The sequence below is a fragment of the Enterobacter sp. B79-1 genome, from assembly GCF_057444735.1.
On record NZ_JBYAZJ010000001.1, the window covers coordinates 1,537,360 to 1,551,545 of the forward strand.

A 14,186-nucleotide genomic window follows, 5' to 3' on the forward strand; every position below is an offset into this window, starting at 1 on the left:
GTTGCGGCACATCCGTAACCGGGCGTAGGAACCCGTTTAACATGACTCGGCAATAATTTTTTGTCGCGACAGCGCTCATCCCGTTAAAATACGGTCGCGCTGGCGGAGCAACCGAAAGGTTGGCCGTTTTGTCATGTGCGGCATTCCTACCTCCGTCAGCGCTACCACCCATGAGCGTAGGAACTTATGCGGTGGTCTGGATTATTTTTGAAAAGGAATACTACATGACAACTATACCTCCCCTGTCTTACGCACTTTCTGAGGAAAGTGCTGTTCATCACCTTCTTCACCTGCAACTTCCAGATTCTGCGGATCTCTTTGAACTGGCTGACGCCTGCACTGCGTATGTGAGCGTGCTGGTGGAAACTGACGACGCGGTGACGTTTGCCACGCTCTGCAAGCGATTGTTGGCTGCGCTGAAGCGGCTGCGTGAATGCTGTGACTCGGAGCTTCCGTCGTATCTTGTTGAGCAGTTGATTGCAGGGGAAAAGATTACCTCCTGCGTGCCGGATTGCTGGCAGGAAACGGCGTTGCAGGTGGATTATGCCGTTGCGTTAACGCTGGCGGTGATGGGAGGGACACTGCCTGCGAGCGTGGCGAAAGAACTCGTCGGGCTACTGCATGATATGGTCTGGCTGCAGGCAGAGTTTGTGAAGGAGCCGTATATAACGGCGCACTGAGGCGGGTGATGGGAGGCCGGAGTTCTGCTAGGTAAGAAGCAGGATTTCGGCCTTATGCAAAATTCAATGTTGTTAGTTGAATGTCTGCCAGGAGCGATCAGCGGACGTTCCTAATTCCTTTAAACAATCCTCCTGGGAGGATATGATAAAAATATACAGCCATAAAGCCTACAGGGAGTTGACATGACATTGTTTGAGGAATGTAAGGACCTGCTCAAGACAGATTTTAATGTTATGGAAGGGGATGATTTGAGTGCGGTAATGGATATTTTTCATCAATATCCATGGCATAGCGGTGATCTCAAATGGTCGGAAATGGACTTTAGCGATTATGAACCTAGTCATGAGATGTTTAAAGTGAGCGACTTAGGCAATGAAACTGTATTTGTCGTAGCGGATGATGCGAATGTGCCCGTGTTCAGAACCCATCTACAACTCATTGTCGATAATATCTACGATGTCATCGCCCTGTCACCTAAGCTATTTATTTTTAACGATAAGATAATGATTAAGCCTTTATTCCCTCATGATCTTATAAGGTTTGGTCTGCGAAAGTGATGAGCAGAAATGCTGACCAGCTCCCCGTTGCTCAACAAAGACTGTTGTTCTCCAGGTCCGCTCCTGGCACGAAGCGGGCGAACTAACCGAGTTGATGGCCTGCTGTGAGCGAAGATCGGACATTCAAAACAATGGTAAAAAAGTTGTGGCGAGAAAAATAGGGCAGGATCGTCTACCTAGATGCGATCAATCCAAGAAACTGCAATTTCATCCAAGTTTCCACATTATCAACCCACTAACCATCAACTATAATATTATAGAATAGTGTATTCAAGATTAAAAAATTGGTTAAGGCGGCAACATTATACCCACACTCTTTGGCTATTATGGCCAAAGCATGAATATTAGTACCAACTCAATAAAGTTCAAAGACTGGGACCTAATTTTACATACTTTTTGTAACTAGAACCATTTTGTGATTCTAGTAAGGAAGGATTGACAAGCATCACTTTCATTAGCAAAATATTCAACCTCTGTGCGTTTTCCATGTTCACTATAAAAAACACGCCATAGCCCTCCATCTAGGATCAAACATAATGCCTCATCCTCAACACCATCAATAGAATAGCTATCTCTTGGTATGTTTAATTTATACAACTCATTTTGTAACTCTACTCTATCCACCGGTTAAGCCTCGTGCTTGCTAAATTAGTTTCAAATATCCGGAATCAATATGACTATGCATACATTATTGGAGCTTATATTGAGTGCCCGTATACAATTCACCAAACAAAGGGACAGTTTTACTTCCCTATACGCTTGGTATATATCTCATAAATAATATAAGGTTGTGCATCAGTTCTCGGAGGCAAAGCGCGTATCAGACCTGAAAAATTTCAATAGTTACCGTCCAACATTAATAAACCCGACATAAGCCGGGCTATAAATTCTTAAGTCAATGACTGAACTTAAATATTTTAGACAGACTCTGACTTTAGATTTCGTCAACAACAACCTCACTATCGAGAATTTTAGAAACTGCTTCTTTACTTTCAAGCAAACAATTCTTCTAAAAAGTCCGAGAACGAATCGGCAACCAACTCAACCTCTTTATCATCCATCAGAAAAATAAATACCTTCCCTAATGAATCATCAGATTTGAGAGATAGTAGAAAAGAGTTCCCCCCGTCATCATAAGCAAAAGGAACCATATTCCTCAACTCGCCAAACGACTCAATAAGGTCACGATAGATTTGCTCAATCGGCAGGTCACCATATTTTATTGGGTTAAAACCGCCAAGCATAAATGGATTGCCACCTTCATTATCATGAGGATACCCGCCATTATTTTTTAGATAAAATTCAAGAAATGACGCGGGAAGATGATTATCAAAAATCGAATTGTAAGCATTTATTTCGCATACAGTTAGTTTATTTTCTGAATCAGTAAGATACATCGTAATTTCACCCTAACGCATCTATAGATGCGGATTTTTGTAAAGGTTCTGCACGTATTAAATTATACAAAAGGACTGAGTTCGCAAGTTGGTTTAATACCCACCTCACCACAACAATTTAGGAAATTATTTCTTTCGCTATTTTTGATATTGTTTCAAAAAAAAATACATCCAACGCAGTAATAGATAAATTATCACCAGACAACGCCATCAGATATCATTCCAAAATGAAGTATCGCTCGCCCCTGTTAACTTGATAATTTCCGATAAAGGACATGTTTTTAAAAAATGCGAACCAACACCTCTGATAAATAGCTCAAAACTATCAGCTATCGATTCCCCCCCATCCATAGTTTGCTCGCTTGTAATAGCATAAACTTTGCCATCGTGAGTATTAAGTAATATCGTATAAGGATCTGATATTGCAACACATATCACACCATCTGGTCTATGCTCGCCAATCCACCAATGGTTAAACTCATCATTGTTAATACTGACTATTTTCTCCAAATAATCACCACCATGGCCGAAAGATATATTCCCAAAAGAGAAGTTATCAACATCATAATTATTGACAAACTCAATAAAATCCTTTGGGAAATTTACAAGAAGTCTTTCCTCAGAAAGTTTGACATTGTTTACAGGCGACATTCTTTTTTTCAAAATCAAATCATCCATCTCTCCATTAAAAGGAGAAAACTTCTCATTTAATTTAACTTCAATTTCATTTATTGTTATTAACACAATTATTACTCCCAATTCGTATGCCAAACATCGCCATTGCCAACATGAGTACGTCCAGGTTCGGGTATAGCATATGTTCCAAAATCGACATGTTAATGTATTATTGCATCTCCTTTATAATTCACATGCTCAGGAAATACTTTAATCCAGGTTTCATCTATTTTCGGTAACTTTCCCACTTCTTTTATTCTATATAACTTGCTTTAACTTAAGGAACCCGATGCATATCAGATTATTGACTCCAAAATTCTTGGCATTTACTTATATCGCAGTTTGAAATAAGTATTCCTGATACAAATGTTCTGCTATCTATTTAGAATGCATGATGAGCTCTTCCGGGGTAATGAGGATCAACCCGCGTCTGATATGGATTGTTACCACTGACTTCATATCCCCTACATAACCCAATCGGATCCTGTACAGTAAACCGCATAATCTGCGGGTCGTAGTAGAGGATGGATTATTAATTATATGTTTGTGGTTCAAGACAGGATTATATCATATCAAAGCCGGGCGAATTTCTCACCCGGCCTTCACTCTTTTAGCTTAAACAGTTTATTACTAGCGAGTCTAACTCTATCCATGCATCTTCTAATTTAAAAGCCAAATCTGGTTTGCTTTCCACATTTTCAAAACTAGCATACGCATTTCTTATCATTTGAGGTATTGTATATAAATACAAAGCTAATTCTTTATCTATGAATTGATTACTTTTCAAGAGGTTAGCAAGCACCTCTAAACTAGAGACCAATTCATTATACTGTTCATCATTGAAAACCATATTAACTCTAACAATATTAACAAAATTATTATCAATTAATTTTTTCTTTACATCACTTAACATAAATGACCTATTGAAATATTATGTTTCCGAGAGATTCCTCACCATAATTAAAACTTTCTGATGCGCCACATCAACATTTCGAGTAAACGGTGTTTGTAAATTCTCTGCTGATGCCTGGCTTCTGGTGGAGGAAATCTAAGAGTCACGCTAATGCGGAGCACCTACAATATGTTAGGCCGGCGTTATTTTATGCTAAAGTGTTGTTCTTATTGTTTTTATCCGCTCACATACTCTCTCGTTTTCAGGCGTCACCGCTCTTATGACACTATTACCATTACATAACCTGCACGGAGCAAACCATCCCAGCGGATTCAGCGCATACTGATAGATTCCACCCACTATTCAACCCAATCGGATCCTGTACGATATACATTCTATCCGAGGAACGTAGCAGTTATATTAAACTTAATAGGTAAAACAAGCCGGAAATTAAAAAGTACTTCCCGGCGTTTTAGTTAGAATGGAAAAATACAGTTATTAAATGTATGCTAACAATCGTTTCTTGAGATACTCAATAAAATCATCAGCGTAGGGTTGAACATTCTCCCCTAATGATACATATATTTTTTCCATTTCATTTGCATCAAAAAAGAACTCTTCGCCAAAATCCGTATTCGATACAACAACTCTTCCTTTTTTTAAATTATCATTTGCTATAGTATTTTGATATACTATATCTCCACCTACCGCCTCATCAAAAGGCAGGCAGTAAATACTATAAATTTCCTCACCACAGATATCTCCGCCACCATAATTGTTTAAAAACCACTTATAGCCAGCAGGCAAAGTCACTGATAATGCTTTTTCGGCAGCATCGATCCAGTCACTTCCTGGAGAATCTTCAGACGTTCCCATGTTGATTAAATCAGAATGTTTATCAAAAAGCTCTACTAATTCTTCTCTGCTCATAGGAAATCACTCGCTCTGTTTGTCCAATATTGTTTACGCCATGTATCAAATACAGATCTATCTATACCAGATGGGATTGTGTTTGGATTTATGTGTATTATTCCATGGTTAGTTTTATGGAATGTTTGACTCATCTCCGCAATTGGGCCATCTTGAGTTTGTAACATATGATGTAAATTAACTGCATTTCCATCATATCCAACAGGTGCACGGCCTGTAGCCATTCGCTCTACGTTCGTTCCTCTGAAAACTTTTCCTTTTTCACGCCAAGTTGTCATCAATTCAGGATCAAATAAATCATCCCGCTGATAAACTTTATTTCCGTTAAATTCTATTGGTTCATTTTTCCAAAACTTTCTGTTTTGCCCGGAAGAATTACAAGCAGCAAGACCCAGCGGATCAATCCACCCCAACGGATTCGGCGCATACTGATAAAGGTTCCACCCGCCATTCAACCCAATCGGGTCCTGCACAATAAACCGCCCGACCTGCGGGTCGTAGTAGCGGAACAGGTTATAGTGCAGCCCCGTTTCACCATCCGCATACTGCCCGGCGTAGCGAAGCGGCTGGTGTGCCATCGCCGAGCGATTCACAAGCCTTGAGAACCCTTCGCTCTGGTGGCGTACCTCGCCAAAGCTGCCGTACTGGCCGCTCCAGCGCACCGCGCCGCGCTCGTCGGTCACTTCCAGCGGCGCGCCGTTCAGGTCGGTATTGAACCAGTAAATCTCACCGCTGCTCTGGTCACGAAGGTGATCCACCCGCGCCAGCGGGCTCCAGGCTTCATTGGGGTCGTATACATAGGTGCTGCACAGCCCGCTCTCCTGCTGCTCCTGCAGCAGGCGGTAGCCCTGCCACAGGAAGCGGGTGTTAGTAGTGCCGTGCGTCGTAGTGACGATTTTGCGCGTGCGGCGGCCCAGCGCGTCGTAGTGATAGCGCGCCTCAAAGCGCCCTTCCGGCCCGGTTCCCCGGGCTGATACCAGCCGGTTCTCGGCGTCATACGCGTAATGCTGTTCATACAGCCCGTTGCGGCGGCTGACCAGGTTACCCCAGTGGTCGTATTTCATAAACAGCGCCTGCCAGTGCTGCAGGCGGTTATCCGTGACCGGTGCCGGATCGTCATTTGCGGCGAGATTATCCGCGGCGTCGTAGCTGAACTGCGCGCGGCTGTGCCCCTGGCGGGCCTCGTAGTGCTTCAGCAGACGCCCTTCGGCGTCGTAGCCGTAGTCCACCTCACCGCGCAGGGTATCGCTGACGCCGGAAAGCTCGCCGCGCGCGGTGTAGCGATACAGGCGTTCCAGTAGCGCCTGCTCCGGCAGGGTCACGTCCGTGCTCACTTCGCTGCGCTGCAGGGTGCGTCTGCCGAGGCTGTCATACTGGCGGAGCTGCGCGCGCGCGCCCTGAGTGCGGCGCACCTCGCGGTGCAGGCGGTCGCGGGTGAACTCGGTCACCAGCTGCTGCCCGAAACGGATGGCGCTGACGTGGCCGGAGCCGTAGTGCAGCCAGGCCAGCTTTTGCTCGCCGGGCAGCGTCAGGCCGGTCAGGTTGCTCAGGGCATCCCATTCGTAGCCCACCTCGCCGTTAATGCCGGACTCGCTCAGCACGCGTCCGGCGGCATCGTGGCGGTAAGCGATCTCATCGCTTTCGATACCCAGGGCAACGCCTTCGGCCGTCGGCGTGCGGCGGATGCGGGTAATCTGGCCGCTCAGATCGCGGAAGTAGCGGTACTCCGCGTGGCGCTGAGTGCGCCCGATCAGCAGCCCGCTGTCGTCATAGCTGAACTGCTGGACGCGACGGGCGATACCGCCGTCGGCGGCAGGCCGGCCGTTTTCTTCGAGCGCGCAAAGGAATCCTCGCGCGTCCCATTCCATATGGCGCACGGTCTCGTCCGGGCGCATTTCGCTGAGCGGTCGACCCACGGCGTCGTAGGTGAAGCGGTATTCCGCCCCGTTGCCGTTATCGAGTCGCAGCAGGTTACCGCGCGGGTCGTAGCGCCACTGGCGCACGCGGCCAATACGGTCGGTGAGGTTAACCGGTAGGCCGAGCGCGTTATAGGCCCAGGTCACCTCGCTTTCCAGCGGGTCGCGCCAGCCCGTGAGCTGGCCGCGTTCGTTCCACACCAGCGACTCGCGGCTGCCGTCCGGATGGATGACGGCGCTCAGCAGCCCGGCACGGCTCCACTCCCGGCGCGTGATATTCCCTTCCGCACCCTCGCTGGCAATCAGCTGCCCGAAGCGGTCGTAGGTGAAGCGGGTGACGCTGCCGGAGCAGTCGGTGCGCTGCGTCAGCAGCCCCTGGTGATTCCAGACCAGACGCACCACGCCGCCGATGGCGTCGGTGATGCTCTCCGGCAGGTTTTCTTCATCGTCGGGATAGCGATACGCGGTGGTGCTACCGGCCGGATCCGTTTCCGACAGCAGGCGACCGCGAAGGTCGTACATGGCCTGCGCAGAGGTGCCGTCCGGGTAAACTGTACGGGTGATGCGGTCGGTCAGGCGATGCCAGTGATACTCGGTGCGGCGGCCCGCCGGGTCCGTCTCGCTGGTCATGCGGCCGTATTTGTCCCACGTGCTGCGGCGCATTGCGCCGCCCGGCAGGATGACGTCGCAGAGCTCGCCGTCGCGGTAAACAAACGTCGTCTGGCGGCCGTCGTAATCCGTGAAGCGCGCGACGTTGTCGTCGTCATCCACCAGCCAGTGCGCCTGCGCGCCGTCTTCGCGGGTCGCGCGGCGGGTGCCGTTATCAAAATCGTATTCGAACGTCAGCTGTTCGCCGCCGCTGTGGCGGAAACCGACCACGCGCGGCAGGCCGTCAATCTCCCGCCAGCGGTATTCGCTCAGCAGGCCGTTAGCGTCCTCGTGGGCGCTCATCAGCCCGTCCTGCCAGCTGAAGCGTCGGCGCACGCTACCGCCCCGGCCGGTCACGGAGACCAGCTGGCGCTGTTCATCATAAGCGTAACTGACCAGGCAGATCTCGTCATCCAGCCAGGCACCGACGAGCCTGTCACGGTCGTAGCGGCAGACCACGCGCTGGCCCGCGCTGTCGGTCAGGGCATGCAGGGTATTATCCGCATTCCACTCGAAGAGGATATCGTTGCCGCAGGGTTCAGAGATGCGCTGGAGCAGCGACGGGGCATCATCCTTAAGCGGCGCATAGTGCCAGCGCTCGCCGCTGACGTCATACACCGACCAGCTGTCGTCCTGGTGATGTTCAAGCCAGTTTTTTTCGCTTTCGCAGTAGGTGCGCAGCCCTTTCGGGACCTTCGGGAAGGCGACGTAATCGCCAGACGGCGCGCGCCACACCAGGCCGTCCTGATACGTCTCCAGGCGGCTTTCCCAGAACAGGCTCCAGCCGCGGCCCAGCACGCTGTCGCCGGGGTTGCCGCTGCGCCAGTAGCGCTGCCAGCGCACCGGAAGACGGGAAGGCAGGACGAAGTCCAGCTCATCATCCCCGCTGAGAAACTTCTGTCCGCTGACGATATCCACCGGGCGGGCGATGATCCCCGCTGCCGCCACGCCGGTCATCAGCGTGCCGGCGCGACAGGCGATACGGGCCAGCTTGTTGATGCCGGGGATTTTGCCCAGCAGCTTAGAGAGCGCCCCGACTTTGCCAGCGGCACCGCCCCACCCGCCGAGCAGGCCGGCGAACAGCAGGGTAAGATCGGAGACCTTGTAGAGCCACTCGGGCACTTCAGACTGAATGGGCAGGGTTTGCTGCGGGTCGCCGCCGATAATGACGTTGTCCGAACCGGTCATCACCTTCGCGTCGCAGGTGGTGCGATCCCCGATGCGGGAGGCAGGCTGGCTGTTAATGGAGACGCGCTTAGAGCCTTCGGCCATCTGCTGCGAGCCGTCGTCAGAACAGTCGACGGTGCTATCGGTGGCAAGCGCGGCGGGTTTACCGTTGATAAACACGTTGGGCGAGCCGGAGGTGATGACGCCTTTCTTCGTCATGCTGGATGCCCCGGCGTCCGCGATGCTGTCCCGGGCGGCGGTTGCCAGCTCCCCGGTGTAATACCCCACGGCCAGGCTGGCGCCGACGAGCAGGACGCCCACACCAAGACAGGATGCGCCGAGGCCCGCTATAAACATGGCCCCCGCCAGAATGCCCCCGGCGGCGGCAATCAGGCCACCGACAATCGTTCCGGCAATCATCCCGGCCAGCGCACCGGAGTGGCCGATATCATCACCAACGCGTGCTGCTTCAAACATAACAACGGTCCCTGAAGTTAATGGTGGAAGCGGAAGCTCCTGAGAAGATCGCCAAACAGCGCGCCGTCGGCATCGCCCAGCGCGCGGGTGCAGGTCATGGTGAACACCAGAATGTTATCGCCGTCGACGTTAAACACGGCCTGATGCTGCCAGATGCGTTTCCCGTCGCGCAGGTAGCTGGCATGGACGGTTTCACCCTGTGAAAGGCCGTCGCCCAGCGTCGCGGCGCTGCGCTCACCCTGCTTCCAGCCCTTGATGTGCTTTGCCATCAGGGCGAGCTGGCGATCGATATACGCGGCAAGCGCTTCGCCGGGGTTGAGGGCATCGCGGGAAATGTTGAACGCCGGCGCATCCGCCGCGGGCGGTGCGAATACGTTGACGGTACGATCCTGATAACCCTCAGGAACGTTGATCTGTCCTTCACTGAACAGGCACTGCGAATGTTGTTCTGACATTGAGCGGGTCCCACCACATATTTTCAGAAGCGGTAAGTTTCGCATATGTGTTTAAGGCTGACTATCCCCAGATTATTGCCCCACCGCCACGCTCGCCGACAGGCCCGCCACCAGCTCAATCCCCTGCGGCAGCGTGTCGATATGAATGCGCACCGGCACGCGCTGCGCCAGCCGTACCCAGCTGAAGGTAGGCTCGACATCGGGCAGCCCCAGCCCGCCCGTCTCGTCGTTGCTGTCCCCAATCCCATGCCCAATGCTCTCCACGTGACCCGTGATGACAGGCTCGTACCCCATCAGCACCACCTGCGCGGCATCCCCAACGCGAATATGGCGCAACTTAGTCTCCTCAAAGTATCCCACCACCCAGAAGCTGTGGGCATCGACGATGGCAACCTTTGTCTCCCCCGCCGTCGCGTAGTCTCCGGGGCGAAGCCGCAGGTGCGTGACGTACCCCGACACCGGCGCACGGACGGTGGCGTGCGCCAGATTAAGCTCTGCCAGATCCAGCGCGGCCAGCGCGCCGTGATAGTTGGCCGCCGCGACGTTAGCCGCGCTGCCGGTTTGCTGCAAATCCTCGCTGGAGATGGCGTTTTTAATCAGCGTGCGTCGCCGGGCCGCATCCTGGCGCATCAGCATTTCATGGCGTTTCGACTCGACGTCCGCCTGCGCGCTGACCACCGCCAGCTTAAGCCAGCGCGGATCGATGGTGTAGAGCACATCGCCCCGGTTCACCCACTGATTGTCCCGCACGGCCACGCTGATGACCGGCCCGGAGACGTCCGGCGCAATCTGTACCACGTCCGCCCGCACGCGGCCGTCGCGGGTCCACGGCGTTTGCGCATAGTGTTTCCACATTATAAACGCCAGAAGCGTGGCAGCTGCAGCCGCGCTTAACGTCAGCGCATAGCGAGCCAGTAAAGAGAGCAGTGATTTCATGACAATAACCCCAACGCGGTCAGGCCCTGCATCAGCAGGAAAAAGGTGACAATCCAGGTGGAAACGTCCAGCAGCGGGCGAAACGGCAGGTGCCGGTAGAGCCTGCTGAGAGAGAAAAGCGCCACGAGGCTCAGCGTGCAGACCAGCGCCGCAAGGGCGACCATCAGCAGCCCCGGAATAAAAACGCCGCAGATATTGAGATCGTTAACCATGGTCTGGCTCCCGTAATGCACAGTGCAGATCCACCAGCCTGAAGACAAACTGGCGCGTATGTTCATCTGCCGCAGGCAGATGGTGCGCGATAAGTGTGGCGATCCGCTCGCGTAAAGCGTGGCGGTCTGCGGCGTTTATCTGATGAAAAAGCGCGTCAACCTCCCTGCCGGACGGTGTGTCACCACGGCGTAAATGCATAACCGAAAGCCCCAGACGCAGCGCATGCAGCAGCCGATTGAGCGCCTGCTCTGGCGCATGTTCACTCCGCTGCAAACGCGGCAGCAGCAGGGCGGTGCGGTCCATCATCAGGTTGATCCAGTGCGTTTCATCAACCCGCAGCGTACCCTTCACGCTGCGGCGAATGTCGCGCTGGCACAGGCTCAGCAGACGCGCGATGGCGGCGTCCGCCTGCACGGTTTGCAGCAGGCTCATGCTGACGACGGCGAAGCCAGTGGCGGCAAAGAGCGCAATGGCGGTGTTGGCCGCTACAGCGAAGTCTCCGCTGTAGCGCGCACCCAGCTCGCACAGAATGGGCAGCGTCAGGGTGATCCCCATCGCCATAAACGTGGTAGGCGGGCGCGCCTGAAGCGACCCGGCCAGCAGATACGCCGGGGCAAGCACCGCCACCAGCACCGGGAAATCGCTCACCTGCGGCAGCAGCGCAAAGCTGTAGAGCAGGCTTATCAGCACGCCCCAGAACGAGCCAACGATGTACTTCACAATGTGCGGTGCCGGGGTGTCGAAGCTGCCAAACAGCGTACAGCAGACGCCGAGTATCGAAACCGCCGTTCCGCCGTCCGGCCATGCTGAGAAGATCCAGACCAGGCAGCCGCTCAGGATAATGACGAAAGCCCCCAGCGCCGTGCGGGCGGCGGTAAGAGGATCGCGGTGGAAAACGTAGCCTTTTGCCGCGCGGGTTTGTACCTCCCCGAAGACCGGCTTCGCGTGGCGAATGGCCCCGGAAAGGCGCTCGCACTGTTGCAGAAGGGTGACGGCCTCGGAGAGGTAGCGGATAAAACTGACCTGCAGCGCGTCGTCAAACGTCTGCGCCTGCGCGGCATAACGATCGATGAGAAGCGTACAGCGGAGCCGCAGCGACTCTGCCGTACTGCTGGCACCCGCGCCTTCAGCGGCCAGCCAGGCTTGAACGTCGCCCAGCAGCGTTTGCACGTCGGCGGGCAGGGTTCCGATCGCCAGCAGGCGGTCGTGTAACTCACAGTTGACAATAACCAGCCGCGCCAGCCGATCGTGAATCCCTTTTCTCGCCTGCCGCACCGGGGCTGAAAGGGCAAAATCGTACGGAATATGGTGGCTGATGCCCTGCAGGAACTGCAGCGCCAGGGCCAGATGCAGCGGGCCGGAAGCCGCAGCGGGTTTACCCGCTAAGGTATCCGCCACCCGCCCGCGCGCGGCCTGTAACGTCTGGGATAGCTTAGCGTTGAACTGACCTGATACCCGCGCGGGCAGCACGTAGCGGTGGATCAGCGCCGCGCAGAAAATCCCAATCGCGATCTCCTGCACACGGACAATGGCGACGTTGAAGATGCCGCCGGGATCGGACACCGCCGGAAAGCCAATCAGGCTCGCGGTGTAGCCCGCCAGCACGAAGGCGTACGCCCGGGGCGTGCGTTCCAGCAGGGAGAGCCACAGGCAAAACGCGATCCAGCCCGTCATCACCACGCTGCACAGGATCGGCGTATTCGCGAAGGTGGGCACAATCAGAACGGTCGCGCAGGCCCCGACAACCGTACCGGCCAGCCGGTAGAGGCTTCTGCTGAGCGATGCCCCCACCGACGTCTGCGATACGATGTAAACCGTAATAATCGCCCATGAAGGACGCTCGAGGCCGATAGACAGGGCGAGGTAATACGCGAGCATCGCTGCGGCAAAACTCTTCGCGGCGTAGATCAGCGCCCCCGCGTCGTTTCGCAGCGCGGAATGAGAGAAAATGTTTTTCATGCCGGGATTATTACCGGCTTGCAGACCCGCCTAAATACTCTATTCTGTCAAAAAATACCTAAAAGTTGCCAGAATCGTGAAACCTCAACTCGCTCATACGCTGTATGATCCTGACTCTAGCGCCTCTCCTGCCGTGGCGCGTCATCTGGACTTCGTGGACTACGCCGCGGAAGTGCCGGTACACACCCACCGCAAGGGGCAGCTGATTATTGCCCGCTACGGCGCGGTCAGCTGTTATGCGGAAAACGATATCTGGATCGTGCCGCCGGACTGCGCCGTCTGGATCCCGGGCGGGATCCCGCACAGCGCGAAAGCGACATGGAACGCGCACCTGAACTATCTGTTTATTGAGCCCGGCGCGGCGGCGCTGCCGGAGAAGTGTTGCACGCTGGCGATCTCGCCGTTAATTAAGGAGCTGGTCGATCGTCTGACGCATGAAGGCGTTGATTATCCCCCCGACGGCCACGTCGCCAGGCTGACCCGGGTGACGCTGGACGAGCTCGCCAGCATGCCGCAGCAGAAGCTGAGCCTGCCGGTCTCAGCCGACCCGAAAATTCGCGCCATGGCCGACGCGCTGGTCAGCCGCCCGGAGGACAGAAGCACCCTGAAGGCGTGGGCGAAGCGGCTGGCCCTCAGCGAGCGCTCGTTTGCCCGCCTGATGCAGCGCGAAACCGGACTGAGCTTCGGGCGATGGCGCCAGCAGCTGCATTTGATTATTGCCCTGCGGGAGCTGGCAAGCGGCGTGCCCGTCCAGAACGTGGCGACAACGCTCGGGTACGAATCGGTGAATGCGTTTATCACCATGTTCAGAAAAGCGATGGGCAGCACGCCCGCCCACTACTTTGCCGAACGGAAAAACAGCGGCCGTTAGCCCGGCGGGGTACGATCTGAGCCAGGATTCCTTCGCGCATATTGCGGCATTTAAACGCAGGAAAAGGATTTCTGCTCTCCCGCTTTAACCCTTTTCAAACCTGTCGCTACTTGCTGGCGGGTATTCTGACGAGCTATCAGGAGCTATTAATTAACTCATAAATCGTCAAATTCATGTAGCGCTAATAACAGATCCACTATTTATTACACTTGCAATCATTTATTCACTTAATCAAATTTTAAGTTAAACCACGATATTAATCATTAACCCTTTATCCAGATCCAAACTGTAAGATCCCATCATTTCTTAATTTTCATCAACGAAACCGCAGATCGTTTTATATCCATACCGTACAAAAATTGACGGGCCACTTTGAAAACGCTAGCGTTGCAATAGTTACATAACCAACTAA

The 14,186-nt window shown here is 53.4% G+C and carries 14 protein-coding genes; 3 read left to right on the forward strand and 11 right to left on the reverse strand.

What is annotated here, in order from left to right; genetic code table 11:
• Positions 1 to 224: 224 nt before the first annotated feature.
• Positions 225 to 680 carry a hypothetical protein gene (locus AC2T6E_RS07455; protein ID WP_454539138.1) on the forward strand — a complete coding sequence of 152 codons (456 nt, stop codon included), beginning with the start codon at positions 225 to 227 and terminating at the stop codon, positions 678 to 680.
• Positions 681 to 863: 183 nt separating this feature from the next.
• Entirely contained in the window at positions 864 to 1,238 is a 375-nt protein-coding gene (locus AC2T6E_RS07460; RefSeq protein WP_010430595.1) for a CDI toxin immunity protein, read from the forward strand.
• Between the two features lie 402 nt (positions 1,239 to 1,640).
• On the opposite strand, the gene AC2T6E_RS07465 is transcribed toward AC2T6E_RS07460, so the two are convergent.
• The 11 genes from AC2T6E_RS07465 to AC2T6E_RS07515 all read right to left on the reverse strand — a co-directional run bounded on the left by AC2T6E_RS07465 (position 1,641) and on the right by AC2T6E_RS07515 (position 12,903).
• The gene (locus tag AC2T6E_RS07465) at positions 1,641 to 1,862 is read right to left on the reverse strand and encodes a hypothetical protein (protein WP_325840657.1); all 222 of its coding nucleotides are present in this window, start codon (positions 1,860 to 1,862) and stop codon (positions 1,641 to 1,643) included.
• Positions 1,863 to 2,230: 368 nt separating this feature from the next.
• On the reverse strand, positions 2,231 to 2,635 hold the full coding sequence (locus tag AC2T6E_RS07470) for an SMI1/KNR4 family protein (protein WP_325840656.1): 405 nt from the start codon (positions 2,633 to 2,635) through the stop codon (positions 2,231 to 2,233).
• 210 nt (positions 2,636 to 2,845) lie between these two features.
• The gene (locus AC2T6E_RS07475) at positions 2,846 to 3,406 is read right to left on the reverse strand and encodes an SMI1/KNR4 family protein (protein ID WP_454539137.1); all 561 of its coding nucleotides are present in this window, start codon (positions 3,404 to 3,406) and stop codon (positions 2,846 to 2,848) included.
• Between the two features lie 65 nt (positions 3,407 to 3,471).
• Positions 3,472 to 3,558 carry a hypothetical protein gene (locus AC2T6E_RS07480; RefSeq protein ID WP_234419554.1) on the reverse strand — a complete coding sequence of 29 codons (87 nt, stop codon included), beginning with the start codon at positions 3,556 to 3,558 and terminating at the stop codon, positions 3,472 to 3,474.
• A gap of 362 nt (positions 3,559 to 3,920) precedes the next feature.
• The gene (locus AC2T6E_RS07485) at positions 3,921 to 4,223 is read right to left on the reverse strand and encodes a hypothetical protein (protein ID WP_278435588.1); all 303 of its coding nucleotides are present in this window, start codon (positions 4,221 to 4,223) and stop codon (positions 3,921 to 3,923) included.
• A 477-nt stretch (positions 4,224 to 4,700) separates the two neighbouring features.
• Complete coding sequence (locus tag AC2T6E_RS07490) at positions 4,701 to 5,132, reverse strand: SMI1/KNR4 family protein (protein ID WP_126815815.1); 432 nt, start codon at positions 5,130 to 5,132, stop codon at positions 4,701 to 4,703.
• On the reverse strand, positions 5,129 to 9,340 hold the full coding sequence (locus AC2T6E_RS07495) for an RHS repeat-associated core domain-containing protein (RefSeq protein WP_486691098.1): 4,212 nt from the start codon (positions 9,338 to 9,340) through the stop codon (positions 5,129 to 5,131). The genes AC2T6E_RS07490 and AC2T6E_RS07495 overlap by 4 nt, the downstream gene beginning before the upstream one ends.
• A gap of 17 nt (positions 9,341 to 9,357) precedes the next feature.
• Positions 9,358 to 9,795, reverse strand: coding sequence for a DcrB-related protein (locus AC2T6E_RS07500; RefSeq protein WP_108415783.1), 438 nt, complete (start codon positions 9,793 to 9,795; stop codon positions 9,358 to 9,360).
• Between the two features lie 72 nt (positions 9,796 to 9,867).
• Positions 9,868 to 10,731, reverse strand: coding sequence for an HlyD family secretion protein (locus tag AC2T6E_RS07505; protein ID WP_325840652.1), 864 nt, complete (start codon positions 10,729 to 10,731; stop codon positions 9,868 to 9,870).
• Positions 10,728 to 10,943: a DUF1656 domain-containing protein gene (locus AC2T6E_RS07510; protein ID WP_212474154.1), complete on the reverse strand. Its 216-nt coding sequence runs from the start codon at positions 10,941 to 10,943 to the stop codon at positions 10,728 to 10,730. Before AC2T6E_RS07510 ends, AC2T6E_RS07505 begins: the two co-directional genes overlap by 4 nt.
• Positions 10,936 to 12,903, reverse strand: a complete 1,968-nt coding sequence (locus tag AC2T6E_RS07515; protein WP_486691101.1) for an FUSC family protein — start codon at positions 12,901 to 12,903, stop codon at positions 10,936 to 10,938. Before AC2T6E_RS07515 ends, AC2T6E_RS07510 begins: the two co-directional genes overlap by 8 nt.
• A gap of 76 nt (positions 12,904 to 12,979) precedes the next feature.
• Here AC2T6E_RS07515 and AC2T6E_RS07520 point away from each other — a divergent pair, with 76 nt between their 5' ends.
• Positions 12,980 to 13,774, forward strand: a complete 795-nt coding sequence (locus tag AC2T6E_RS07520) for an AraC family transcriptional regulator (RefSeq protein WP_023334809.1) — start codon at positions 12,980 to 12,982, stop codon at positions 13,772 to 13,774.
• The last annotated feature ends 412 nt before the right edge of the window (positions 13,775 to 14,186 follow it).

What these genes read in the sequence shown, in the direction of transcription:
- AC2T6E_RS07495 (WP_486691098.1), bottom strand. Translation starts at nt 9,340, where the DNA reads ATGTTTGAAGCAGCACGCGTTGGTGATGATATCGGCCACTCCGGTGCG.
- AC2T6E_RS07460 (WP_010430595.1), top strand. Translation starts at nt 864, where the DNA reads ATGACATTGTTTGAGGAATGTAAGGACCTGCTCAAGACAGATTTTAAT.
- AC2T6E_RS07485 (WP_278435588.1), bottom strand. Translation starts at nt 4,223, where the DNA reads ATGTTAAGTGATGTAAAGAAAAAATTAATTGATAATAATTTTGTTAAT.
- AC2T6E_RS07470 (WP_325840656.1), bottom strand. Translation starts at nt 2,635, where the DNA reads ATGTATCTTACTGATTCAGAAAATAAACTAACTGTATGCGAAATAAAT.
- AC2T6E_RS07500 (WP_108415783.1), bottom strand. Translation starts at nt 9,795, where the DNA reads ATGTCAGAACAACATTCGCAGTGCCTGTTCAGTGAAGGACAGATCAAC.
- AC2T6E_RS07490 (WP_126815815.1), bottom strand. Translation starts at nt 5,132, where the DNA reads ATGAGCAGAGAAGAATTAGTAGAGCTTTTTGATAAACATTCTGATTTA.
- AC2T6E_RS07510 (WP_212474154.1), bottom strand. Translation starts at nt 10,943, where the DNA reads ATGGTTAACGATCTCAATATCTGCGGCGTTTTTATTCCGGGGCTGCTG.
- AC2T6E_RS07515 (WP_486691101.1), bottom strand. Translation starts at nt 12,903, where the DNA reads ATGAAAAACATTTTCTCTCATTCCGCGCTGCGAAACGACGCGGGGGCG.
- AC2T6E_RS07455 (WP_454539138.1), top strand. Translation starts at nt 225, where the DNA reads ATGACAACTATACCTCCCCTGTCTTACGCACTTTCTGAGGAAAGTGCT.
- AC2T6E_RS07505 (WP_325840652.1), bottom strand. Translation starts at nt 10,731, where the DNA reads ATGAAATCACTGCTCTCTTTACTGGCTCGCTATGCGCTGACGTTAAGC.